The 23696-nt window shown below is 41.9% G+C and carries 22 protein-coding genes and 1 riboswitch; of the genes, 9 read left to right on the top strand and 13 right to left on the bottom strand.

All coding sequences use genetic code 11. The annotated features are described in order from the left end of the window. Window positions 1-6 precede the first annotated feature (6 nt). The 7 genes from helD to NSQ66_RS29805 all read right to left on the bottom strand — a co-directional run bounded on the left by helD (window position 7) and on the right by NSQ66_RS29805 (window position 10429). Window positions 7-2433, bottom strand: a complete 2427-nt coding sequence (gene helD, locus NSQ66_RS29775; RefSeq protein WP_076140596.1) for an RNA polymerase recycling motor HelD — start codon at window positions 2431-2433, stop codon at window positions 7-9. Window positions 2434-2892: 459 nt separating this feature from the next. Then, window positions 2893-4479, bottom strand: a complete 1587-nt coding sequence (locus tag NSQ66_RS29780; protein ID WP_036682336.1) for an ABC transporter substrate-binding protein — start codon at window positions 4477-4479, stop codon at window positions 2893-2895. A 54-nt stretch (window positions 4480-4533) separates the two neighbouring features. Then, window positions 4534-5415 carry a carbohydrate ABC transporter permease gene (locus tag NSQ66_RS29785; RefSeq protein ID WP_036682338.1) on the bottom strand — a complete coding sequence of 294 codons (882 nt, stop codon included), beginning with the start codon at window positions 5413-5415 and terminating at the stop codon, window positions 4534-4536. A gap of 40 nt (window positions 5416-5455) precedes the next feature. Continuing rightward, window positions 5456-6376, bottom strand: a complete 921-nt coding sequence (locus NSQ66_RS29790; protein ID WP_036682339.1) for an ABC transporter permease subunit — start codon at window positions 6374-6376, stop codon at window positions 5456-5458. Window positions 6377-6571: 195 nt separating this feature from the next. Next, window positions 6572-8152: a response regulator gene (locus NSQ66_RS29795; protein ID WP_306018805.1), complete on the bottom strand. Its 1581-nt coding sequence runs from the start codon at window positions 8150-8152 to the stop codon at window positions 6572-6574. A 5-nt stretch (window positions 8153-8157) separates the two neighbouring features. Then, on the bottom strand, window positions 8158-9894 hold the full coding sequence (locus tag NSQ66_RS29800) for a sensor histidine kinase (protein ID WP_038573863.1): 1737 nt from the start codon (window positions 9892-9894) through the stop codon (window positions 8158-8160). 100 nt (window positions 9895-9994) lie between these two features. Further along, the gene (locus tag NSQ66_RS29805) at window positions 9995-10429 is read right to left on the bottom strand and encodes an Lrp/AsnC family transcriptional regulator (RefSeq protein WP_036682342.1); all 435 of its coding nucleotides are present in this window, start codon (window positions 10427-10429) and stop codon (window positions 9995-9997) included. Window positions 10430-10587: 158 nt separating this feature from the next. Here NSQ66_RS29805 and NSQ66_RS29810 point away from each other — a divergent pair, with 158 nt between their 5' ends. The 6 genes from NSQ66_RS29810 to NSQ66_RS29835 all read left to right on the top strand — a co-directional run bounded on the left by NSQ66_RS29810 (window position 10588) and on the right by NSQ66_RS29835 (window position 14869). Then, complete coding sequence (locus NSQ66_RS29810; protein WP_076099761.1) at window positions 10588-11052, top strand: VOC family protein; 465 nt, start codon at window positions 10588-10590, stop codon at window positions 11050-11052. A 70-nt stretch (window positions 11053-11122) separates the two neighbouring features. Beyond that, window positions 11123-11401 carry a hypothetical protein gene (locus NSQ66_RS29815; protein WP_036682344.1) on the top strand — a complete coding sequence of 93 codons (279 nt, stop codon included), beginning with the start codon at window positions 11123-11125 and terminating at the stop codon, window positions 11399-11401. 37 nt (window positions 11402-11438) lie between these two features. After that, the gene (locus NSQ66_RS29820; RefSeq protein WP_038573872.1) at window positions 11439-12026 is read left to right on the top strand and encodes a class I SAM-dependent methyltransferase; all 588 of its coding nucleotides are present in this window, start codon (window positions 11439-11441) and stop codon (window positions 12024-12026) included. Between the two features lie 224 nt (window positions 12027-12250). Next, window positions 12251-12793 (top strand): sigma-70 family RNA polymerase sigma factor, encoded by a 543-nt coding sequence (locus NSQ66_RS29825; protein ID WP_235219471.1) that lies wholly within the window; start codon window positions 12251-12253, stop codon window positions 12791-12793. Next, complete coding sequence (locus NSQ66_RS29830; RefSeq protein WP_076140594.1) at window positions 12786-13940, top strand: DUF4179 domain-containing protein; 1155 nt, start codon at window positions 12786-12788, stop codon at window positions 13938-13940. Before NSQ66_RS29825 ends, NSQ66_RS29830 begins: the two co-directional genes overlap by 8 nt. 23 nt (window positions 13941-13963) lie before the next feature. Continuing rightward, entirely contained in the window at window positions 13964-14869 is a 906-nt protein-coding gene (locus NSQ66_RS29835; protein ID WP_076140593.1) for a DUF5643 domain-containing protein, read from the top strand. 87 nt (window positions 14870-14956) lie between these two features. On the opposite strand, the gene NSQ66_RS29840 is transcribed toward NSQ66_RS29835, so the two are convergent. From NSQ66_RS29840 to NSQ66_RS29855, 4 genes are all read right to left on the bottom strand, one after another. Beyond that, window positions 14957-16126 carry a HAMP domain-containing sensor histidine kinase gene (locus tag NSQ66_RS29840; RefSeq protein WP_256718544.1) on the bottom strand — a complete coding sequence of 390 codons (1170 nt, stop codon included), beginning with the start codon at window positions 16124-16126 and terminating at the stop codon, window positions 14957-14959. Window positions 16127-16495: 369 nt separating this feature from the next. Continuing rightward, a complete protein-coding gene (locus NSQ66_RS29845) occupies window positions 16496-17878 on the bottom strand; it encodes an amino acid permease (RefSeq protein ID WP_036682353.1) in 1383 nt (460 codons plus the stop codon). A 147-nt stretch (window positions 17879-18025) separates the two neighbouring features. Then, window positions 18026-18108, bottom strand: a riboswitch (glycine riboswitch). Window positions 18109-18352: 244 nt separating this feature from the next. Further along, the gene (locus NSQ66_RS29850) at window positions 18353-19060 is read right to left on the bottom strand and encodes a DNA alkylation repair protein (RefSeq protein WP_038573880.1); all 708 of its coding nucleotides are present in this window, start codon (window positions 19058-19060) and stop codon (window positions 18353-18355) included. Between the two features lie 70 nt (window positions 19061-19130). Further along, window positions 19131-19685: a TetR-like C-terminal domain-containing protein gene (locus NSQ66_RS29855; protein ID WP_038573882.1), complete on the bottom strand. Its 555-nt coding sequence runs from the start codon at window positions 19683-19685 to the stop codon at window positions 19131-19133. 166 nt (window positions 19686-19851) lie between these two features. On the opposite strand from NSQ66_RS29855, the gene NSQ66_RS29860 reads away from it, so the two are divergent. Continuing rightward, window positions 19852-21324: a DHA2 family efflux MFS transporter permease subunit gene (locus tag NSQ66_RS29860; RefSeq protein ID WP_038573885.1), complete on the top strand. Its 1473-nt coding sequence runs from the start codon at window positions 19852-19854 to the stop codon at window positions 21322-21324. Here NSQ66_RS29860 and NSQ66_RS29865 read toward each other — a convergent pair. After that, window positions 21302-21445 carry a hypothetical protein gene (locus NSQ66_RS29865; protein WP_179086882.1) on the bottom strand — a complete coding sequence of 48 codons (144 nt, stop codon included), beginning with the start codon at window positions 21443-21445 and terminating at the stop codon, window positions 21302-21304. The two genes, NSQ66_RS29860 and NSQ66_RS29865, sit on opposite strands and share 23 nt — an antisense overlap. 146 nt (window positions 21446-21591) lie before the next feature. Between NSQ66_RS29865 and NSQ66_RS29870 the strand changes: the two genes are divergently transcribed. Together NSQ66_RS29870 and NSQ66_RS29875 are read left to right on the top strand one after the other, a co-directional pair. Beyond that, entirely contained in the window at window positions 21592-22167 is a 576-nt protein-coding gene (locus tag NSQ66_RS29870) for a C39 family peptidase (RefSeq protein WP_076105127.1), read from the top strand. Window positions 22168-22302: 135 nt separating this feature from the next. Beyond that, window positions 22303-22962 (top strand): hypothetical protein, encoded by a 660-nt coding sequence (locus tag NSQ66_RS29875; RefSeq protein WP_076105128.1) that lies wholly within the window; start codon window positions 22303-22305, stop codon window positions 22960-22962. A 153-nt stretch (window positions 22963-23115) separates the two neighbouring features. Here the strand turns inward: NSQ66_RS29875 and NSQ66_RS29880 are convergent, their stop codons facing one another. After that, the gene (locus NSQ66_RS29880; protein ID WP_076140589.1) at window positions 23116-23664 is read right to left on the bottom strand and encodes a pyridoxamine 5'-phosphate oxidase family protein; all 549 of its coding nucleotides are present in this window, start codon (window positions 23662-23664) and stop codon (window positions 23116-23118) included. Window positions 23665-23696 lie beyond the last annotated feature (32 nt).

Genomic DNA, 23696 nt, shown 5'->3' on the forward strand with positions numbered 1-23696 from the left:
CCAATCTCATTGCACGACCTCATATAAAGATACCTCTAACCGCTGAATAAAGTGTGACCAATCACCCGTTGTGTACAGCAGAAGCCGATGCATCGCACGCGTACAGGCTGTATAAAAAAGCTTGCGTTCGCTTTCCCGATCATACGTCTGTGTGGAAGCATCATAAATCAGTACGGCGTCGAATTCAACCCCTTTTGCGAGATAAGCGGGAATTACTAAAATGCCCTTCTCAAAAGTGAGCGTCTCCTTCGTAATAAGCCGCAGAGCTTCGCATCCTTGTTTCTTTAATTCTTCATAGGCCGCACGGCTTTCAGCTGCAGTCTTGGTAATAACGGCAATAGAGTCGAGCCCTTCAGCCATCAGCGCCGCGAGATCCTCTTTAATTCTTATCGCCCGCTCTACGTCGCTACTCGCCTTCACTAGGAACGGCTTCTCACCCTCTCTTTCAAAAGGTACGATCTCCTCCTTAGGCAGCAACGCCTTCGTAAACTCCACAATCTGACGAGTTGATCGATAACTTCGAATTAGACGGATCAGGCTCGTTTCATCTTCCCCATAAAGCCGGATCAAAGGCGAATCCACCTCGTGCAAATTCGTTGCTTGCGGGAAAATCGCTTGGCCGAAATCGCCGAGCACAGTCATGCGCGCGCGGGGAAACAGCTGTTTGAGAAACGCGTATTGGAACGGCGAATAATCCTGGCCTTCATCGATAAACAGATGCCGCACCTCTGTGTTCATACGAGTCCCCTCGACAAGTTCTTTTAAATACAGGAATGGAGTCGCATCCTCGCAAAAGAGTTCATCGCGGCTCAGCTTTTCCTTCGTTTGCTTACAAATTTCCAGCCACTGAGCAGGTACCTCAGTCTCGTTCGTCATTCTTCGATAAATGACATCGTCGCTATATAACTGATTGTATAACCCAATCGTATCTATGAACTTAAGCCGTTTGGTATCCCGTCTCAGCGGTTTAAAGTGCTCCTTCACAATCATGCGGCGCAGCAGTTCTTCTTCCTGCAGACCAAAGTCAAAAACATTCTCTTCCCCTTGATCCTGATTAGGAAAATCCCCATAGTTCTCAAGATACTGAGTCGTAAAATCAAAGACGGCTTCTTCCCGCCGATATTTCTTAAGTATCTCACTGTAAGCTTCGGCATACTGATCGGTATCGAGGTAATCGAGTTCATCTTGAACCCAGAATGCCTCCTGTTCCTGACGCTCCAGCGAAGCCAACTGACGCAGTAGCCATTCACGCAATAAAACGATGCGATTAGCCAAACGAATGGAGCTATCATAGCTGTAAAATTGTGATTTCATCTGCTCCGCAGTAATCAACTCGCGATCCCGAAAACGGATACTATGAAACAACATCCCTTCCTTCCCTAACCACAACGCATAGTTTTGCAGAGCATGCAGAAAAGCTTCTGAAGCTTTATACTGCATTCCAGTTAGGCGCGCTTCATACTCTGGAGAAGCTTTGGACGTCAGTACAAATTCAATCTGCTCGAACGGGTCCTCTAAACGAACCGTAGATCCGAGCCAATAATCAACATACTCCTGAAAGGTTGTTTGCTGCATATTCTCCTCGCCAAGCTCGGGAAGCACCGTAGATACATAACTGTTAAACATCGGATTAGGCGAAAAAAGAACAATCTGATCTGCCTTGAGCCTATCACGGTGTTTATATAGTAAATAGGCTACCCGTTGCAGCGCTGCGGATGTTTTTCCGCTGCCCGCCGCCCCCTGCACAATTAGCATATGGCTACTGTCGTTGCGGATAATAGCGTTCTGTTCCTTCTGAATAGTCGCCACGATGCTCTTCATTTGTGAATCCGCACCCTTACCAAGCACCTGCTGAAGTAATTCATCACCGATCGTTAAGCTCGTATCGAACACGTTCTGAAGCTGACCCTGACGGATCTGGTATTGCCGCTTCAGCATCATTGTCCCCGAAATTTGTCCTCCGGGTGTATCGTAAGAGGCGGCGCCTGGCGAATGGTCATAATACATACTTGCAATAGGTGTCCGCCAGTCATATACCAGAAAGTTGACACCTTCTGCATCGATGAAAGACGCCACCCCGATATAGATTTGCTCATTAGAGTTCAATCCATCTTCTTGAAAGTCCATTCGTCCAAAATAGGGTGACGGCAGCAGCCGTTTCATGTTCTTATAACGCTGCATCCGTTGGCGGTGGCTACGCTCCCGCTCAGACAACAATGCTTCCTGCTGTTTTATACTGTAAAAGGTCTCCTCGAAATCCTCATGTGTGCTCGTATTGACCGTAACTTCCTCCCAAAACTGCTTGCGGATGTCCGTCACCTGTTCACGTAATCCTGTCACTTCCGGTTCCAGCTCGCCAATCTTTGATTGCAATTCTTCCGTGACCAAATCTAGCCGTTTCTGTTCTCCCTGCCAATCTTTTTCGTTTAACATTTTTACTAACACGCTCCTTTTCAAGGTTGTTATCAAGAAGCAAAAATACAAATTTGACAAACTGCTAATCCGCATGGTATTATTAATGTATAAATAAGATGTAGTAAATCTGTCTAAAATACACGTATTAACAGTGATCTTCTCATATTATCACGTTATTTCGTTGTGCGCAAATTATATATTAAGAAGAACCGGCAGCTCATGCTGGTTCTTCTTTTTTATTCCTTTTCACAAAGAGTATCCGTTCTCCTGAGTTTACTGATTTTCAGCCTTTAAAGCAGACTTTCGGACTCCAGTGCAGCTATTCTTTATCCTGAGCTTCATTCTAGGCATGTTTTAGGCTGATAGCGACTGTGGGGTCCGCTGTGTCCGATAGCGACTTCACCCGCGGATGAGTTCAATTAAACAGGGAGACCTAACAGCCATTTGATGACTGTTAGGTCTCCCTTATTCCTTATCTTATTTGTTTGCCAAAAAAGCATCAATTTGAGTTTGCAGTTCGGTTTGGATTTTATCAATGCCAGCGGACTTCAGTTGCTTGTTCAGATCTTCAAGGCCTTTATCGATATCTTTAATTACGCCGTATTCGAGCGGAATCGCATAACGGAGCATTACGTTACCAATGTTGGCAATTTCCGTTTTCACTTTGCTGTTATCGAATACAAAGGTTTCAAGCGCGTAGTGATAGACATTTGCTTCCCAGCCTTTAGCCAGATCGTTTGCTTCTTGCGGGAATGCTTCATTGTCACGGTTAAGTGGCGAGTTGAAGTTCCAGTTAGAGAAGCCCATAAAGTTCGGATTCTTTTCAAGTGCTTTATATTTGTCATCGCCAACCGCTTCGTAATGTACACCGCTAAGGCCGTACATCATCAGGTCGTGCAGTTCTTTATCATTTTGCATCAGATCGAGGAACATCAAGGAGCGTTCCACATTTCTGGAAGTAGCGTGGATCGAAGTACCGTTTTGTGTTGAAATTGCCACTGATTTCTTCTTGCCTTGGTTGATGTCAGCCAAAGCTACTTCATAAGGGGAATTCTCTTGGCGCATCAAAGCCATAAGTGCTCCAAGTGTTCCGTTGTTGTGTGTAATCGATGCTGTTTTGCCTGCTTTAAAATCGGCCTGATGATCATTTTTACTGTTAAGGACGTTTTTCGACCATGCATTGTTATCAGCAAGATCTTTGTAATATACGAGTAGATCTTTAAACTCTTGGGTTTCATATACGTTAAATACTTGCCCTTTTTCATCCGTCAATTTGAAAGCAAACGGAAGGTCGAGATCAAACATATTCCATTCGTTTTGCTGCTTCAGCAATACACGGTCCAAATTATGAAATTTCCAGTCTCCTGTTTCCGGAGTGAACGGTGTAATTCCTTTTTCGTTTTGCGCTATGGTTTTCAAGTAAGTGGCATACGCTTCTGGGCTGTTGATCTCAGGAAGATTGTATTTCTTACGCAAATCCTCACGGTACAAAATCAGTTTTTCAACGGATTCCCCTCTGTTTTGTGGAACCATGTACAGTTTGCCGTTTACTTTAGCCTGATCCCAGCTCACATCAGACATGGCTGCTAAAGTCTGCGGCATATATTTGGTAAGCAGCTCATCAGTCAATTCCAGGAATCCGCCTTTCAACGCCTGGTCATTGTAGCCAGCCCAGTTTGCCGAATAGATGAGGTCAAAATCTTCATTTGCTGCCAGCTTCAACGGATATTTTTGCGCCCAGTCCGACCAATCCAGGAACTCGCCCTCTACAGTAGCATTAATTTTTTCTTTCAGCTTTTTATTAATCTCAGCAAAAACGCTATCATAGTCTATCGGTTTAGGGCCAACAAAAATCATTTTCAGCTTCACTTCTTTTGAGGTATCAAGGGTGTCTGAGGTAGTTGCAGGTTCTGAGGTGTTCGTAGTGTCGCTTCCCCCCTCTGACGCATTATTTGTAGCCTGTGCAGAAGTATTAGCATTGTTGTTTCCACCACCACATGCACTTAGAATCATTACGAAGGTTAAAACGAGCGCTAGCATTATCAATCTATTTCTCTTCAGCATCTCAAGCCTTCCCCCTTGTGTTTAATTATATTGATAAACCGAGTGTCCCCGGGTTCATCCTTTCACAGCACCAATCGTCAAACCTTGGACAAAATACCTCTGCACGAATGGATAAGCCAGCAAAATCGGGCCAGTGGCCACAACTGTCATCGCCATTTTCAAACTCTCGGTTGGGATCGATGTCGTTACGACTGCCCCTGCACCCATCATCGCTTTGCGCATGCCATCCATATTGCCTAGCATTTTATACAAATAATATTGAAGCGGCATCAAGTTTTCATTCGATACAAACAGCAATGCATTGTACCAGTCATTCCAGTAGGCTAGCGCTAGAAACAATCCAATGGTAGCTAACGCCGGCTTGGACAGCGGCAGGATTAGACGAGCATAGATCTTAAAGTCGCCTGCGCCGTCAATTTTTGCTGATTCTACAATCGCTTCCGGAATGCTGCCCATAAAAGACTTCATAACAATGATATAAAAGACATTGAGCATCATCGGAACCACTAAGGCCATCAGCGTATCCTTCATATGCAGGTAGTTGACCATAAGCAGATACCACGGAACTAAACCGCCGCTGAACAAAGTCGTAAAGAAAAAGAAAAATGAAAATTTATTGCGCCACTTAAAATCTTTTCGGGATAGCGCATAAGCAGTCATCGAAGTCAGAAACAAGCCAAGCACCGTGCCGAGTATAGTAACCCCTATTGTCACTATATAGGCTTGAATCATCTGTTCGGGATACTTAAACAAAATGCTGTAGGCCTCGGTTGAGAAGGCCGTCGGTATAAATTGATAACCATCCGTTAGGATTTTGGTTTCTTCCGTAAAGGATGAAGATACGACAAGTATAAAAGGGAAAATACATAAAACTGAGAGAAAAATCAGGGACACATAACCAATACCTGAAAATATTTTACGATCGAGCTGCTTCATATCGTTACCTCCATTATGAAAGACTTAACTCCTGATACGATTAGAACAGAGCGCGGTCTTTGTCGTATTTACGGACAGCATAGTTCACTGACATGATCGTCGCAAAGCCAAGAACGGACTGGAAAACACCAGCTGCAGCTGACATGCCGATATCATTCGAAGTAATCAGTGACCTAAATACGAAAGTGTCGATAACGTCTGTCGAGGAGAACAGCAAGCCGTTGTTGCCGATCATATTATAGAACATCCCGAAATCACCACGGAAAATATTTCCGACCGCCAGCAGCACCAGAATAATAATCGTCGGATACAAATTTGGAATGGTTACTTTCATAATTCGCTGAAAAATATTAGCCCCATCAATTTCGGCCGCTTCATACATTTCTGTATCTATCCCCGTAATCGCAGCCAAGTACATTACCGTTCCGTATCCGAGACTTTTCCATGCAGAAACTATAACCAGGATATACGGCCAATAGGAAGGTGTATTATAAATATCGACAGGCTGGAGTCCGATACCTCTGAGCAAAGCATTCACGGTGCCAATATCATAATTGAGCAGGTTATAAGCAATCGCTCCGACAACGACCCATGAGATAAAGTAAGGCAGGAACAACGCCGATTGTGTGATTTTGCGGAACCATTTACCACCGACCTCAAACAACATAATCGCTGCAAAAATTTGCAAACTGTTATTGACGACGATAAACGCAATGTTATATAGTGCTGTATTTCGTGTTACCCGCCAAGCATCGCCTGATTCAAAGAAAAAGCGGAAGTTGTCGAGTCCGTTCCAGGCACTTCCAAAAATACCGCCCGCGTAATCGTAATGCTTGAAGGCAATAATAATACCCGCCATCGGGACGTAGGCAAACAGAAGGAAAAAAGCAACCGCCGGAGCCAGCATCAGCAAGAGAACCCTGTAATTTTTCAAATCGCTCCAAAATGTATGCCCTTTCATCTTTGCACCCCTCTCTTCTCTATATCTCTCATTATAAAAGGGCGGAGACGCTTAGATAATTCAGCGAAACAACTAAACATAATACTAATTCAACGATTCGACAAAAAAAGGTTAGCGGATAAACCAAAAACACCCGGCAGCGATTCTCCAATAACAGAAAAATCATCGCCGGGTTTTCATTTCACCGCTGTTTTGTTAGATTTTATTTTTCTTCCGGTACTCGCCGGGCGACATGCCCATGTAGTGCTTGAACTGTCTGTTAAAATAAATAATATTTTTATATCCGGCTTGTTCCGCAATCTCATACACTTTCTTAGTCGGATCTTCGAGCAGCTCGCATACCCGTTTCATCCGTAATTCACTTAAAAAATCGCTGAATAAACTGTTGGTTTCAAGCTTGAACAAATGACCCAGATAGTTAGGCGTAAAATCGAAGTGGGCGGCCACTTCGTTCAGCGTTATTTTTTGATCTAATCTTTCTTTCACATATTCCGTGATTTCATCAATTAACTTCCGCTTTTGTCTTTGCCGTTTCAAATAAAGCAGCTCCGACAACTCAAAGAACCTTCTTCTCAGCCACGAGAGAATATCATGCACCGTTTCGAACTGAAACAGCACAAAGGGATGATGCGAATCCCAATTTAAAATCTCGTATAGATGCTCGTTCATTTGCTGCAGATCGGCATGAAGCTTGGAGGTAATTCGAATAATGATATCGTAGATGTCGTTTTTCTGGGAGAGCGGACTGTCCCCGGCAAACAGCTTCAGCAAACAATCATCAATGGTGGTAAGGTCGTAGTCGAGCATCGCTTTAAGCATCCGGTCCACAATAACCTCTAAATCTGAGGCGATTTTTTCCTTCGGGCTCCATTCCGAAGCATCTTGGATGATTCTGTTTTTCCCAACAATCCATTTAATACTTAAAGCAGCCTGAGCTTGCCGATAGGAATCATGCAGCTTACCCAGTTCTGTTGTGTACATCCCTCTTCCAATCGTAATTGAACAGGAGAACTCCTGATAGAATGACCGAATGAGCTCTTCCATCAAAGCGGTAAAATATTGTTCCTGAACCGCAGCTAGGATCACAAAATGATAGTCATAGGTTGTGATGACCATGCCTAAATTTTGATCTTGCGCGAACTTCCGGATAAACTGATTGGCGGTGCTGCTCCATAAACTCCGCTCTTCTTCCGTCCAAGTTTGGATTTTCCGTGCCATATCGTCGATCTCGACGATGGCGACCGCCGACGCGCCTTGTAAGTATAACGTGAGAACGTTGTGAATGTGCGTCTCGACCTGCCCCGGGGCAGTCTCGTTAAACCAGCGCAGCAGCAGCTCCTGATTCACAAGCGTCAGTGTTTCCGACAAGGAAATATGCTGCTTCCTCTCCTTCTCAATCTTGGCGCAGAGTTCAGTCAGCGTCTTATTCAACTCGTCATCATCGACGGGTTTAAGCAAATAACCGGAGGCATTTAATTGAATCGCCTCTTTGGCATAGTTGAAATCCTGATGTCCGCTAATAAAAAGCAGATGGACCTCAGGGTTAATCTCCTTCGCTTTCCGGGCAAATTCCACACCTGACATAATCGGCATGCGGATATCGGAGAGAATGATATCAACGCGGTGCTGCTCCATCATTTTTAAAGCGGAAAAACCGCTCGTTGCCGTTCTCACGCTATGCAAAGGCAAATGATCACTGCCCGCCACCCGCCGTCTCAGCCATTCCAAATCGATCACTTCATCATCCACCAGCAGAACGTTGATCTCCATCGCCATACTATTTACTCCCCCATAACTTCCCGGATTTCCGCATTATCCACCGGTAAGATAATTTGAACGGTCGTTCCTGCCCCAAAGTAACTGCCGATATGAATGCCGAAATCATTGCCGTATCTCAGCTTGATTCGTTCCTCCACGTTTCTCAGTCCATAGCTGCTCGAATGGAATGAGCTCGAACGCATATTTCGCAGTGTGTCCGCCCGCATACCAATTCCGTTATCGATGACCTTAAGCTCGATGCGTTCACCCAGCCGTTTTCCGGTAATCCGGATCGCAATCGTCTCCCCAAACCAAGCATGCTTGAATATATTTTCTACAAATGGCTGCAAAATCAGCTTGATGATGGGAACCTGTAAAATATCAGGATCAATATCATAATAAACCTCAAAAGCATCGGCATACTTTACCCTCTGAATTTCAAGGTACATCCTTACCTGCTCCAGCTCTTTTTCAAGAGAGATATAGACATGTCCTTCATTCAAGGTGAGGCGATAGAATTTAGAAAGACCTTGTACCATCTGTGTAACCTTCTCAACTTCGCCCAAATTGGCCAAGCTGCCAATGGTCGACAATGTATTGTACAAAAAGTGCGGACTGATCTGAGCTTGAAGCACATCCAGTTCTGCTTGCTTTTTCTGAATACCTTGCTCATAGACGTTCTGGATCAAGTCCTGGATGCTAGTCGCCATCTGATTAAAACTATTAGCAATGTAGACAAATTCATCGTTCCCGGCAAACCCAATTCTTTTATAAAAATTCCCTTCCTGAAACGACCGGACCAAATATACGATTCGCTTAATTTTTTTGCCTGATATGCGGGCAACGAGGAAGCCGATCACCGCCATGACTAAAAAGCTGATCAAACAAACAGTGGTGATCACCTTCTGCATTCGGCTAGCATCTTTATTTAAGTATGCACGCGGCACCCGTACCTCGATAGCATAGTCAGACAACGGAATATCTTCACTAATGATCAGATAAGCATCTTGCTTCGCATGTTCATCGACAATACCTTGTTCATAAAGCGTTAATCCACTAACCCTATCCACTAGGCGAAGGTCTATGCCCTGTTCAATTGGAAAGGTATCGAAATTGCCAAAAAGCTCGTCAATTCTCGCCGTGACACGAATATAACCAATAATCGACGGGCCTCCCTTGGAAGAAACCAGCTTGCGGAAATACGAAATATTGCTTAGTTCACTGTCGCTGTCCGCCTGAAGCCACAAGCTGTCTTTGTTATTGGCAACGATCGACTTGAACCATTCCTTATTTTCAATAACCTGATCAGAAAGAATATAATAATCGCTTCTACCGATAGGTACAGACATATCATCACCGGGGATTTCAAGCATCGTCTCATTCGCGGTATAAAGCACAAGTCTCAGATTGTTCCCATACAATTGCAGAGGGGCTTTCATATAAGGAACGATGTCATCCCTCATTTTGAGCATGTTTTCCAATGCATCTCCCCTAAACTGCAGAGCATTCTGAAAATTCGTATTGAGAAACAGCGAGTTAGTCATTCGTTTGATTTCATCTGTCTGATATTCGATATTGTTCCTCGTCTGCTTCAAAGCTGTCCGGACATTCGTTTCCGCCATTTCCGTTCTGGACTCTACGAGCATCGTATAAGCTATATAACCCACCAATACATCTGTCAGCAATACTAGAATGAGGTACGGTATCATCATCTTATAGGTGAACGGAATATACTTTTTACTAAATAAAAATCTCTCCATACCCATGCTCCCTTGTATCCGAGTCAATGCTAACGTTGTTTTCATCCATTCTACAATGGAATGAAAGCGGTTACTAGATATTGTGTTTGGAAAATGGGCTTTAGAGCAACACCCTGTTTTCCAATATATTTTTCAGACTGATATGAGATTTTGAAGGTCCAAACTTTATAAGGTTGTCTTGGAATTCAGCTAACTCCTCAATCGACGCGGTTTGCACCTTTATGAGATAATTATATTCACCGCTAATCCGATATAAATCGGTAACTTCCATAGCATGTTTGCAAAAATCCGTAATCTCTTGGCAATGTTCTGTTTTTAATAGAATAAACGTAGTTGTGCCCCGATCCAGATCTCGTAGATTAAAAGCTGTATGATACCCAGAAATGATATTCCTTTCCTCCAGCTTGATCATTCGTTCTTTAACAGAGGGTTGTGACATCGAAACCTCTTTGCTGATTTGTGAAATGGACATTCGGGCATTGTACTGAAGTAATTGCATAATCTTTTTATCAATGTCATCTATAAGTTGTTCCATAGCAAGCGCCTCCTAGACCCATTTTATAAAATAAACTGATTCCACTAAAATACCATAAATTTAATAACCATATTACTACAAAACACTTATCTTATATATATATCTCATATTTTAATACAACTATAATAAATATATATTAAAGTTGGGAGCGATTATAAATGAGTGTAAAAGGCCTTGCACATGTAGCAATTCAAGCCAAAGACTATAAAGCAACTATTTCATTCTATATTGACGTTTTAGGATTTAAGCTAGGTCATCATTGGAGTCTGCCATCCTTTCAGATCAAAGAAGCCTCCATGCTGATTTCACCTGACCAAAGAACCTGTATTGAGGTTTTTGATAATGATGCAGTCATCGCCGCTCAAGGAAAAAAAGCTTTGTCTGATGAAGATATAGCGCACGGAGCGTTATTACATCTTGCCTTCTATGTAGATAATGTAGAGGAGATGTATCAAAAAGCCCTGGCACATGGGGCAAAAGCTTTTATAGCACCGGACTCTCTGTCTCTGGGCGAACCGCCTCTTCTAATAAAAAACGCGATCATTCACAGTCCCAATGGAGAAGTTATTGAATTTCTTGAAGAGGTTGATTTTGATATTTCCAGCAAAGTTCATGTAGAATAAACGCTAGGGAGGGTTATGAATTATAAAACATACCATTCTCAGTAAAAAGTCGCTTTTCCTCTTAATTTTTTTGATATTTCTTATAGGAGTCTACTTTTTATTCTTTGGACTTCCGTGGAAGTCTCTGGCTTTAAAAAAGCAATTTGAAATCTATTTAGAAGATAAATATCAAATCGATTTCCAGCTGGGTAAGATGGATTTTGATTTTATACATCGCACTTACCTTTCTTATGCCCATCCAGTAAATGATCCCACTCTGATTTTTTATGTAGGTCAAGATATTGAAAGCAAGGAAATTCAGGATCTTTATAAATATCAAGTTGATAAACGAAATGCTGGGAGAAAGTAAGAGAATTTGAAGCCAACTTCTAGCAGATGAAGAAGGAATGATCGTATTGATTGTGATTCAAGCCATCGCTTGGCTCATCGCCTTCGCAGCCTTGTTATCCATGGTGTCGATTGTGCTGGTGAGCTGGAGGAACGGGATATCGCCGATGCCTACGTCAAAATCTGTACGCTCGGCTGTTGCCGTTGAGGTGAATCGGATTCCGGGATATAGCAGCATTGTGGAGGCGGGATCGGGTTGGGGAACACTTGGTATGGATGTTATTCGCCAATGTCCAGGCAAAAGGCTGACAGGCATTGAAAATTCCAGTATTCCCTTATGGACATCCCAGCTGCTTACTAGGTTCGGCACACGTATGCTGCGAGCAGCCAAAGGCCAGAATCTACTCCACGGAAGGCTCCGTTATGTACGTGGGGATATTTATAGCAGTTCTTACGAGCATGCGGATATTGTTCTTTGTTACTTATTTCCCGGAGCGATGAAACGGCTGGCGGAAAAGTTCAAGCGTGAGCTACTGCCGGGTGCGGTGGTTATTAGCATTTGTTTTGCCCTTCCAGGCATGCAGCCTGTCCGTACCATAACATGCACGGACACACTGCGTACCAAGGTATATGTATACACTTTTTAATTCAGGATTACCCCACTACTTCTTTTCAGTTAAGGTGGTAATTCTGGATTTTTTTCAGTTTATCCACTTGAAACTCCCCTTGCCAAAAACAATGAATTGCACGGACTTTATACCACTACCGAGGTAAGTGATTTGTCCAGGAGAATGAATTTTATCCTAAATATAACTTTTTGTATGTCTTCTCCATCTAATTATACAGAGGGCCCTCAAGGAGGAAAAATCATTTGCTGGAAAACGAACTGGATATCAAAAAAGCGCAGAAAGGCGACCACGAGGCGTTTACCCGTCTTTTCAGGCAACTGGAATCCCAGTTGTACAGATTAGCCAAAACCATTCTGCTAAAAGATGAAGATTGCGCGGATGCTCTTCAGGAAACAACACTGAAGGTGTATAAAGGGTTGGCCAACCTTAAGCAGCCTAAGTTTTTCAAAACCTGGGTTATACGCATCCTGATTAATGAATGCAATCAGTTACTTCGTATGCGAGAACGAACTATAGCTGTGGCGGAAATTCCCGAGGAACCGGTCGTTTCCTATGTGCATTTTGAAGATTCAGGCAACGTAGACCTGCAAAGCTTCATTAATCAGTTGGACGAATCCCTGCGGCTTGCTATCGTGCTTTTTTATTATGACGATTTATCCATTAAGCAGATTGCAGATGTGCTCGACATCTCCGAGGGAGCGGTCAGGGCACGACTCCATCGCGCACGGAGATTGTTGTCCAAACAGATACATCCTGTGCCGGAGGAGGGTCTTGCTAATGAATAATAACAATTTAGAAAAGCAGATCAGGGAGCTAGGGAAAGCTAATATACAGGAGCTTCCTCCTTTACTACGATCACGGCAGGATTCGATTTATGCATCGCTGGCCACCATTGTCCAGGATCCTGTGGAAAAGGAAAAGCGGATATATCCAAAAATCACAGCTGCTGTGACTGCAGCGATATTGTTAAGTGTTATGCTAACGGCTATCTATCCGCCTACGTTGGCCAATGCGCTCAAGCAGCTTCCCTTGATAGGTGGTATTTTTGAACGGGCAGATGATATAGGATTACAAGCGGCCCAGCGTCTGGGACTGACTTCCCGTCTAAACAGCAGTGATACGCATGAAGGGATTACCTTGTCTGCCGAAGAGGCTGTATTTGATGGCAGCCGGTTGGCATTCTCGGTGAAGCGTGAGGGAGAAGAACTGGAAGGTAAGCTAGCCGGAGTAACGATTGGAGCGGATGGGAAGCCTTTTCTAGCGGAAGGTGCGATAACCTCTGCAGAAGTATTGATCGACGGGGCTTCCCTGGAGCAATTTTCAGAAGGTCTCTGGAAAGCTATGCCGTTTCTAAGCTGGATAGAAGGTGCTGAAAGCAACACAGCTATTTTTAGACTAGTGGATTCCTCGAATTCGGGGATCTCCAACAAACCTTTTCCTGATCGATTTGTATTGACCGTAACCCTTGACTTAAACGGTATTGATGAACCGTTTGTTCTCCAAATTCCTGCGCGGAAGGCTACGATTAATAAAATTTCCACACCTGATATACGCGCACAAGTTGGAGGATGGAGTTTGATCCTGAAAAAGCTGGAATATAGTCCATTAACGACACGCCTGTCGCTCATGCTGGAACAGGATACAGACGAAGATCATACAGCATTGAGTTTAGTGGGCTTTGAAGTAAAGGATCAACAAGGACAGGTGCTGAAAGATATTTCGCAGAAAGTCCTCTCGACTTCCAATAGGTCACTTAATGTCGATTTGCTTACTGAGCCATTTGAGAAACACCCTAATATGCTCACAATCCGTGGCTATCTTTATGAGTTTGAGAACCCACAAAGTAAGAATGGAGCATTTAAAACAGACAGTTCTGGAAACCCAGTGAAGCATTATATTGACGGTCTAGAGATAAACGTGCTAGTTAAATAAAAATTAAGGAGCTTGATAATATCATGAAAAAAATGACTAAGAAGATGTCTGTAATTTTAAGTGCTGCTGTATGCCTAGGAGCGTTGGGAATGCCAGCTTTAACTCAAGCATCCAGTGCCCAACCCGCTGTTGAAGCTTCCCTGAATACAACAAAAGTGGCCGATTCACACGATCAGCTTACTTTAAAGGGCAGTGCGCAGTTTGATGGTAACTATATTAAGATCGACCTGAGCCGTGAGGGATCGCTATTTTCAGGAATGCTCGCAGGAGTAACTTTAAATGATAAAGGTGAGCCCTATCTTGCAGAAGGTACTATTGTGGGAATAGACGCCAAGCTCACTCAACCAGGAGGCATTGATTTAAAAACACCACGCTGGATCAGTGACGGTGATGCCAACAAGGCGGTTGTTGTATTGCAGACCGAATGGCTAACTGAGCAACAAAAGGCAAGCCTGGCTTCCTCTGAATTGAGTATCCATGTGAAGCTTAACGGAATCGATGAACCGTATGTACTTAAATTTTCTCTCAAGCAAGCAGGATTAGTGCGTAACATTCAGCTGCCTGCTATAAAGAAAGACAACCAATTTGAAATCAAAACCACCCGTGTTGCTGCGGGAGAGACTTCTGTGCGTATCGCTTTAGCGGTTAAAGGGGTTGCCACCCAAGGCCAGGCTTTAGGATATGACATTTATGATAATCTGGGCAATAAATTAGAATCTATTGCAAGAGATTCTATTGCAGCAACTCAAAATACGGTTTCTGAAGATTTATTGTTCGAAGCGCCTCGCTCAGCCGCTGAATATCTAGTTATCAGACCTTATCAAGCCGTATTTGAAAAAGGCAACACCGGGGCTTATAAATTAGATGCCAAAGGCAATGTAGTTAAAAATTATAACAAGCAACTGGAGATCAAAATCCCTCTAAAATAATCGTTAACGCAGCTAGGAAAAGGGGATTACCTCTCCAGCCGAAGGCTTGAGGTAATCCCCTTTGTTCAATTGAAAGAAGGCTCATTATTACTGATCATTTATAGCTAAAAAGCGGATAGTAGCTGTTGTCCCCTTACCTTCAGAGCTACTATAATAAATTTCCCCGCCGTATTTTTCTACGATATTAAAGCAAATCATTAATCCTAAACCTGTTCCATTACTTTTTAATGAATAAAAAGGAGTGCCTAGCGACTTAACCTCAGCTTCCGACATCCCGCTTCCTTCATCGATGATTGTTATCTCAATAAAATTATTGTTCCTATTCGCCATAATAGAGACAGATTTACCAACTTCCGAAGCCTCTAAAGCATTTTTTATTATATTAATAAGCAGCTGCTTAAATTCAATTTTATTAATAGAAATCATGCAATCTTCTTCTACGTAGGTAACGATTTGATTATCAGATAACATTGCGTAGGAATGGAGCAATCCTGTAACACTTTCAAGTACATCCTTCACATCTACTTTTTCTAATTTTTGCTCTCCATTTGGCTTTGAAAGGGTTAGAAATTGCGAGATAATCTGTTCTACTGTGTTTAATTCATCAATCATTAATTTAAATTTTCTTTTCATAGGATCATCAAATGAAGGATCCTCATCAAAAAACTGCAAAAAACCTCTAACCACTGTCACTGGATTTCTAATTTCGTGCGCAACGGCAGCTGTTAATTGTCCAACCATCTTTAAACGCTCAGATTGCTGTAATTGTTCATAATAAAGCTGCTGTTTTTTCATCCGTTTAAATGATATTTGAAAAATGAAAAATAATAACACTTGAACCGCTATTATATTAATGAAATTGCCTAGCATATCATAATGTAAATATGTATATAAATCCCCTCTATCAATCAAGAGGATATAGCCAAATGTAACTACCATTAGTACCCCATTTATAATGAAGGAAAAATAGAACAATTTTAAATCAAAAAATAGAATAGACAGTGCAGGAATAAGACAAATGAGGATATAGGTAGTCCATGTTTGAGGATATAAAAAGAATAGCGTATAAAAATACGCAAATCCAAATAGAATGATAATCTTTCTAAAAGTATGTGTCTCATGCTCAGGGTAAATCCATAAACAAACCGTTAGAAACGCCACACATAAAAAATGAATGATATAACCAAAATCAATCCCATCTAACTCTAGGGTAGATAGTATCAATCCAAACATCATAAGAACGATGATCATTAACATTAATATGTAATAGGTTTTTCGATTCACCCGACTGTAGAACTCTCTCATGAATTCACCACTTTTAAATTGATTTTACCATTACGATAGTTATCTTACTTGTAAACTTATTGTCGAAATAAGAATTATATCAGTTGAAATAGTAATAAACAATAACTGAAAAAAACTGTAAACTCGATGATATTATAGTTTGTAAAAAACTAAAAAACCGGGAGATACCATTTTAACAGTATCTTCCGGTTTTCTGTTTAACTTTGCATATTCTTTAAGCAAACGTCCATGTAGGAACGCTTGAAACCGGCAAGGGCTCCCTGCCCAGTCGCGGTTGAATATAACCACGGCTTCTGCGCCGGTTAAAGCTTTCCTCATAAACTAGAGAGGTGTTTCGGTCCTGATTATTTTATTATCTCTTTCCCTCTTTCTTCTATTTATCGAATACAAAACAAATAATAAAATAAACCATAAAGGCGTCAACAATAATGCCGGACGAGTTTCATCAGCAAACAGCATAATTATGAGTATGATTGCAAACAAGGCTAGAACAACATAATTCACAAAAGGTGTGAACGGTGCCTTGAATTTTGATTTGGCCTGCAATTCCGGCTTCGTCTTTTTATATCGCAAATGGCAAATTAGAACGACGCCCCAAACCCAGATGAAACAAATGGCACTAATCGTTGTCACGATGCCAAAGGCCGTCTCCGGAATCAGCTTACTCAACAAAGCCCCTACAGATAAGACAAGCGTGGATATGAATAAAGCATTACTTGGTACATGATTTTTATTAAGCTTTGCAAAGTTGGCTGGAGCCTGGTCATTTCTGCTTAGATTGTATAGAATCCGGCTTGTTGAGAACATCCCGCTGTTACAAGCAGAAGCAGCTGAAGTTAATACAACGAAATTAATAACCCCCGCGGCAATCGGAATCCCCACTAAACTAAATGTTTTAACAAAAGGACTTTCTGCCGGGTTTAGTTCTGTCCAAGCGTTGATGCATAATAAGGCAATAATAGCACCCACGTAGAAAAATAGAATTCGTAAAGGTATTTTATTAATCGCCGATGGGATAGTTTTTTCTGGATTGGATGTTTCCGCTGCTGATACCCCCACCAATTCCACACCCACAAAAGCAAACACAACCATTTGAAATGAAAGTAAGAACCCGGAAATCCCGTTTGGAAATACTCCCCCATGTGCCCAAATATTACTGAGCGCAACCGTTCCGGTAGTTGTTTTGAATCCAATCACCAGTAAAACTACCCCTATGGCAATTAACGCGAGAATAGTGATTACCTTAATTAAAGCAAACCAAAATTCCAATTCGCCAAAGCTTTTTACAGTTAATAAATTGAGTCCTAATAAAATAATTAAACAAATGACTGCGGGTATCCATTGCGGGATATCAAACCAATATTGTACATAGACCCCAACAGCTATAATATCGGCCATAGCCGTCATGATCCAGCAAAACCAATAGGTCCATCCAGTTACAAACGCCGCCCGCGGTCCAAGATAGTCTTCGGCAATGTCTGTAAAAGATTGATAACCTGCTTTTGACAACAGAAGTTCTCCCAATGCCCTCATCACAAAGAAAATAGCGATACCCACGATTAAATAAGCAAAAATGATCGATGGTCCTGCCAGCTGTATAGCTTTTCCAGATCCTAAAAATAATCCGGTACCGATGGTTCCACCAATCGCAATGAGCTGAACATGTCGATTCTCTAAATCTCTCTTTAATTCTTGTGCTGCCATTTCGAACTCCCCCTTATGTGAAAAAAATAACAAGTGAAAATGATAACAAAAAAGAGATTGGATACGCTCCAATCTCTTAGGTATAAGAATAATAAATAAAATACATTTATTTATTCTGACGATGATCAGAATAACAAATGAATTATCTAGTACTCTTCTGTCCTTTTGCCTGAGATTGTGAACCCTTCGGCGCCGGGGGATTCCCCCACGGTCTCTCCAGAAGCTGCTCCTGCTATAGTGTGATCCATAGCAATCATAGCTTGCGAATTATTTAATTTTTATGTCGCTAACTTCATTTTTAATATTTTTCAATACTAATCATTGTCAAATATTTTGTCAATAACATTAATTACCGCTTTATTATTGTTCCATTAACTTTTATTGCACACAATTAAGGGCTTGTCAGCCAAGCCCCCAATTCTTCTGTCTGCAGGCACAACCTTCAATACGCTCTCCTTAGCACTCCATGACTGACTAACACCTTACATGTTTTCGTTTGAAGCCCAGCTGCGATTTATCAACTGCCTTTTGAATATTAATTGAAGCATTCAAAATCTTGCTTTTTGCACTACCGGTATGGACTTCCACCGGACCAACTTCCTTTGCAATCTCAACCGCTTTATCATGAAGCGGCAGATAGGATACGCCCACAGTGTAGATGAAATTGTTCATTGCGTATTTCGTTCGTTCAGGGGCATCATGAATCGTATTTTTAGCAAGCTCCAACATAGCGGCCAATTTTTCTGCGGAAAATTCACTGTCCGGGCGATTTCCGAGCAGCCAGCAGTAACAGTTCCAGCCCGCCGACATTTTCAACTCTATCTCACTTGCAATCCATTTATCAGAAACCTCTTGTGCAATATCCGTCTCCGCCAACGTTACTGCCACCACAAAGTCCGATAGCATATAAAAATAAGCCCCAGCAATCCACCGCTCAAAATCCGACTCTGTCATTGCTTTAGGCTCCGCGATCACCCCGGCAAAATACATAGCGTCATAATTTCCTGTAGCATAAAGCTGCTCGGCCAAGGGTTGATTATGTTTTATTTTTCTGAAGATAGGCTTCATCTGGCCTGTGGCCACACCAAAAAGCGGTTCGTGCGCGCCATTGGATAGATATATTTTCTTGGTGCGTTCCTTGCCGAGAGCTTCAAGCTCTTGCATGACCGTTTCTAAATCCATTGTTCGCACTTCCTTTTTTATGAATATTGGCTAGGGACTCAAACTTTACTTGAATATATCATAAAAGCCCTTATAAATATCTTCTTTTATACATCAAGGTAATTTGCCCCGCTATGTATTCAGCGCTATATTGGTTGCCATCCTTAATCCACCACATAATAATCCCCAGTAGTGAGGCTGCAATAATATCAACGGAGACTACCTCCTTAGTAGAGTCAATGTTCCTCGCGTTTCTTCGTTTTTCGACAGTATTTTTTAACAGGTTGGTCAAGTGGTTTTTGAAGCCTTTATGCTCAATCAATACAGCAAAAACTTTCCGGTATTCAAAAAAATAATTTAAAAAGGTGATCAGCTGCTCCTGTTCGTTGTTGCTCTTCATTTGTAATAGCGGTTCAACCTTCATGGATAGGTCATCGAAGATTTCATGTACGATCTGGCGCAATAAATCGTTAATATCCTCATAATGCAAATAAAACGTTGCGCGATTTAGTTCCGCGCGGTTGGCGATTTTTTGGACGGTCAATTGCGAAATCTCCACATTGTCGGCCAATAATGAAAAAACAGCGTTTTTCAACATCTTTTTTGAGCGAATGGCTCGTGGGTCAACTCTTTTATGTTCAGTCATTTCATCCCTCTATTATCGTTTAAATGGCCTTTCATCAACTAATTTGCCTATTCTGTCGATTAGTCGACATTTTCAATAAAATTGCAAATAGGAATACTTTTTAAATCCTGATATGATTTATTTTATTGACACTATGTCGAAAAAGCAATGAAGAGAGGACTGCAACATGCAAGAAGACACTAAGAACATAAATAAAGGGATCTTACTAACCATCTTAATCTTTGGTTGTTTCTTATCCACACTCAATCAGACGCTTTTAAATGTCGCCTTAAGTAGTTTGATGGATGTTTTTGATGTCACAGCAACAACCGTACAATGGATTTCAACAGGATTTATGCTGATCAACGGGATTTTGATTCCGATTACGGCCTATTTAATGAAACGTTTTACAACACGGCAATTATTTATAAGTGCCATGTCATTTTTATTAATCGGTTCTATAATTTGTGCAGCAGCGCCGAGCTTTAGTCTACTCTTAATCGGACGGATGATCCAAGCTGCCGGTGCTGGCATTATAATGCCGCTCATGATGAGTGTTGTGCTCGCGATCTTCCCCGTTGAAAAACGTGGCAGCGCTATGGGACTGCTTGGGCTGGCGATGATATTCGCTCCTGCTATTGGGCCGACCCTTGCGGGATTTGTTGTCGAATACCACTCTTGGCGCTGGTTATTTATCGGGCTTATTCCACTTGTCCTCATTGTTATAGCGTTGGCGTTCAAGTATTTAGTGAATGTATCTGAGACGTCTAAGTCGAAGCTTGATGTGGTAAGTGTTCTTTTATCAACCGTCGGATTCGGCTTAATTTTATACGGCTTCAGTAGTGCAGGAAGTAAAGGCTGGGATGATGTAATCGTGATCCTAACCTTAGGGATTGGGGTCGTGGTAACAGCCGTATTCTGTCTTCGACAAATCAAATCGGATGATCCACTGCTAAACCTGTCGGTCTTCAAAAATAAAGTGTTTACGATGACATCTCTTATTAACGTATTAATCACAATGATGATGTACGCAGATATGATCTTATTGCCTATTTATCTGCAGAATGGTCGCGGGTTTACAGCATTTGATGCAGGACTACTATTGTTGCCGGGCGCACTCGTAAATGCGTTCATGTCACCCGTCACCGGTAAATTATACGACCGTTTCGGTGCAAAACCGCTGTTCATCATTGGCCTATTGTTTATTATTCCATCTATGTGGGCGGTAACAGATTTATCTGAATCGACCACGTATACTTATCTAATGATTCGTACCATAGGCCTGCGAATTGGATTAAGCTTCATTACTATGCCACTCAATACAGCCGGACTAAATGCGTTGCCCAAACAACTCGGCACTCATGGTACAGCTGTGAATAATACCGTTCGCCAAATTGCCGGGGCCATTGGTACTGCTGTCGTAATTACAATTTATACAGTGCAGGCAACCAGTCATGCAACTACACTGATGCAGAATAATCCCTCCGCTACTCCTGAGATCCTTAAATCCCTTACATCGATTCTTGGGGCAAGTGACGCCTACTACTTCATGATGATTTTATCCATTGCCGCATTTGTTATAACATTATTTATGCCCACGAAAAACAAGCTCATGATTGAAAAGAAAGCAAACCTAGTTAGCAAGGAACCTCAGTTGTAACTAGTAATTGCAGAGTAAATGAAGAAAAGCCATTCCTTAGCGGAGTGGCTTTTGTTATGAATGGCTTGCTTTGGATCATTGGAGCACGTATTCCTACGAGCATCAATATTTCCTTATCCATATCAGTATCCCCCTCTCCATATCAAATGTGTAGAATCTATTATAAAAACGAAAAAATATTTAAACTTTACACATAAGTTAATATATGGTATTTTAATAGTGTTATTAAAAGGAATATTAATCCATAATAAGGAGCTGATTCCATTCATGAAACTATCTTTAAAAAAGAGATTGATGCTTGTTGGAACCTTTGTTTCAGTCTTTCTTTTTTCTTTTGTTTCCCAAGCATATGCGACTAATTTAATTGGCTACCCTACAGCTACACAAGCTAAGAATAATTGGTGCTGGGCTGCGACCAGCGTTACCATACTTCAATATTACGGAATCTCTGTAAGCCAATGTTCTTTTTATGATCATGTGAAGGGAACCTCCGGCTGTACAACAGACGAGAGTGAATCTTATGGAACTGTTCAAGAAGGCATTCATGATTATGGTGTCTCCAGTTGGAATCATACAGGAGCACTATCTTACAGCGATGTAAAAAACCAGATTGATAATGTTGGCAGTCCTATATATGTAAGCTGGAAATGGAATAGTGCTACCGGTGGCGGGCACGCAGTAGTTATCTATGGGTACGACACATATAGTGGAAATGATTGGATTCAACACATGAACCCGAGTGGGGGCACAAAAACCTCCATGTTATACACCAACATTAAAGGTGGCTCCAGCTACGATAGAACCTGGAGATGGGGACTTCATGGCTTCAACAAATATATTTAAGGAGGGCTTCCCATTAAGAAAACGCTGCTGTTAACTGTAACTTCATTCGTTTTATTTCTGACTTTTTTCTCACCTGTATGGGCTCAGACCGTAACTGAAGATGTTGTTTCTTTTGCAAATACAGAAGGATTAACATTGATTAAAGAAGGGCTATCTAAAGATCCTGAAGGGTATGGTTACAAGAATGAAGCAGAGATTAGTGAAATTACCGTAGGTCAAGGAATGCAGATTCATTTTATTGATGGTGCTAAGCTTAGGGCGGCTTCCGATAGTCTGATTGAAACGGTCACACCCCAAGACAACTGGGAGTTTCTTATTTTATCGGGCGGAATACCCAAATCTAAAATGATCATTCAAAAGGATTCAAACGGGTCCTATCAAGTTACTGAGTTTGGAGGAAATCCTAATACTTTGGCCTATGCTATTCATTCACTAGAAGCTGAGGGTGAAGTGAGTGAGCCTACACTTATCCGTGAGCGGGACGAATATATAGCTGCCTTCAAGAAAGACAATCAGGAACTAATCATCGCCCCACAACAAGCCTCATCAGCAGAAACAAAAGGACTAAGCAATATTTCGGAGCCTCAAGCACCCGGGCATTTAATTGATGTGTTACAAACGATGCAGAACGATTCTTCCGATGACGAGCAGGATGGGTCGGGAACCATTGCTTCCGCATATTATGCGGACGATAATAATCATCTAACAAGGTCTATCACCATTAGCGCCATTATTGCTCTAGTAGCGGTATTTGTGTTCTGGGCCTATCTCAGAAGACGTAAACAACCTAAATAAATGTAAAAATAAGTAGGCCGCCCTCCTTCATTGGATTGCGGCCTACTTTGATAGATAGTACCTCTAAAAAGCCTCCCTCTCCCCATATGATTAGGACATAAAGGCTGCCAAAGACCTCGTTAGCATAACACCATTTGTAATGGTATCTTGCGGCTAAACATCTCGTCCAGTACCCATGCCACTTTTATACATTTTTTCTGCTTCAATAGGACTTTCTTTTGCCGTGATATGATACGGAATTACCCGATAAACTTGAACCGGACCGCCAAATACAGCCGATCTATACTTTTCCACATGCTGCTTGGACAAGGGGCGATTATAATAACCCGGTACGTATTTATTGATCAATTCCTGAAGTACGTGTGTGGCTTCATCCAAATCTGAAATCGGTTCTGCTTGTCCAAAAATCATTACGCTCATGTAAGCTGTATCCGTTTTGGCTGGTACCGGGTCTGTAATAGTTCCGTATTCCTCACATACCGTAAAACATACCTCCGGATTATCACGCATGACCTGATTACGTCTTCCATCTCCAGCCCCGTGAATATACAGTTTCCCTTCAGTCCATACATAATTAAGTGGCACAACATAAGGGAGGTTCCCATCAACCAACCCCAGATAACCTAATCTCGTTTGGTGAAGGAACCTTTCAATCTTCTCTTGATCTAGGCATTCCCTGGTCTTGTAACGAACCGAATTCATATCGAATCTCTCCTTTTATTTAAATTGCGGAT

Source organism: Paenibacillus sp. FSL H3-0329, assembly GCF_037963285.1.
Classification (GTDB): domain Bacteria; phylum Bacillota; class Bacilli; order Paenibacillales; family Paenibacillaceae; genus Paenibacillus_AQ; species Paenibacillus_AQ odorifer.

Excerpts from the sequence above, each read along its gene's own strand:
- NSQ66_RS29860 (WP_038573885.1), top strand. The coding sequence starts at position 19,852 with ATGCAAGAAGACACTAAGAACATAAATAAAGGGATCTTACTAACCATC.
- NSQ66_RS29880 (WP_076140589.1), bottom strand. The coding sequence starts at position 23,664 with ATGAATTCGGTTCGTTACAAGACCAGGGAATGCCTAGATCAAGAGAAG.
- NSQ66_RS29800 (WP_038573863.1), bottom strand. The coding sequence starts at position 9,894 with ATGGAGAGATTTTTATTTAGTAAAAAGTATATTCCGTTCACCTATAAG.
- NSQ66_RS29785 (WP_036682338.1), bottom strand. The coding sequence starts at position 5,415 with ATGAAGCAGCTCGATCGTAAAATATTTTCAGGTATTGGTTATGTGTCC.
- NSQ66_RS29870 (WP_076105127.1), top strand. The coding sequence starts at position 21,592 with ATGAAACTATCTTTAAAAAAGAGATTGATGCTTGTTGGAACCTTTGTT.
- NSQ66_RS29790 (WP_036682339.1), bottom strand. The coding sequence starts at position 6,376 with ATGAAAGGGCATACATTTTGGAGCGATTTGAAAAATTACAGGGTTCTC.
- NSQ66_RS29795 (WP_306018805.1), bottom strand. The coding sequence starts at position 8,152 with ATGGCGATGGAGATCAACGTTCTGCTGGTGGATGATGAAGTGATCGAT.
- NSQ66_RS29840 (WP_256718544.1), bottom strand. The coding sequence starts at position 16,126 with ATGTTAATGATCATCGTTCTTATGATGTTTGGATTGATACTATCTACC.
- NSQ66_RS29830 (WP_076140594.1), top strand. The coding sequence starts at position 12,786 with ATGAATAATAACAATTTAGAAAAGCAGATCAGGGAGCTAGGGAAAGCT.
- NSQ66_RS29845 (WP_036682353.1), bottom strand. The coding sequence starts at position 17,878 with ATGGCAGCACAAGAATTAAAGAGAGATTTAGAGAATCGACATGTTCAG.
- NSQ66_RS29820 (WP_038573872.1), top strand. The coding sequence starts at position 11,439 with ATGATCGTATTGATTGTGATTCAAGCCATCGCTTGGCTCATCGCCTTC.
- NSQ66_RS29810 (WP_076099761.1), top strand. The coding sequence starts at position 10,588 with ATGAGTGTAAAAGGCCTTGCACATGTAGCAATTCAAGCCAAAGACTAT.
- helD (WP_076140596.1), bottom strand. The coding sequence starts at position 2,433 with ATGTTAAACGAAAAAGATTGGCAGGGAGAACAGAAACGGCTAGATTTG.
- NSQ66_RS29835 (WP_076140593.1), top strand. The coding sequence starts at position 13,964 with ATGAAAAAAATGACTAAGAAGATGTCTGTAATTTTAAGTGCTGCTGTA.
- NSQ66_RS29805 (WP_036682342.1), bottom strand. The coding sequence starts at position 10,429 with ATGGAACAACTTATAGATGACATTGATAAAAAGATTATGCAATTACTT.
- NSQ66_RS29850 (WP_038573880.1), bottom strand. The coding sequence starts at position 19,060 with ATGGATTTAGAAACGGTCATGCAAGAGCTTGAAGCTCTCGGCAAGGAA.
- NSQ66_RS29780 (WP_036682336.1), bottom strand. The coding sequence starts at position 4,479 with ATGCTGAAGAGAAATAGATTGATAATGCTAGCGCTCGTTTTAACCTTC.
- NSQ66_RS29855 (WP_038573882.1), bottom strand. The coding sequence starts at position 19,685 with ATGACTGAACATAAAAGAGTTGACCCACGAGCCATTCGCTCAAAAAAG.
- NSQ66_RS29865 (WP_179086882.1), bottom strand. The coding sequence starts at position 21,445 with ATGGATAAGGAAATATTGATGCTCGTAGGAATACGTGCTCCAATGATC.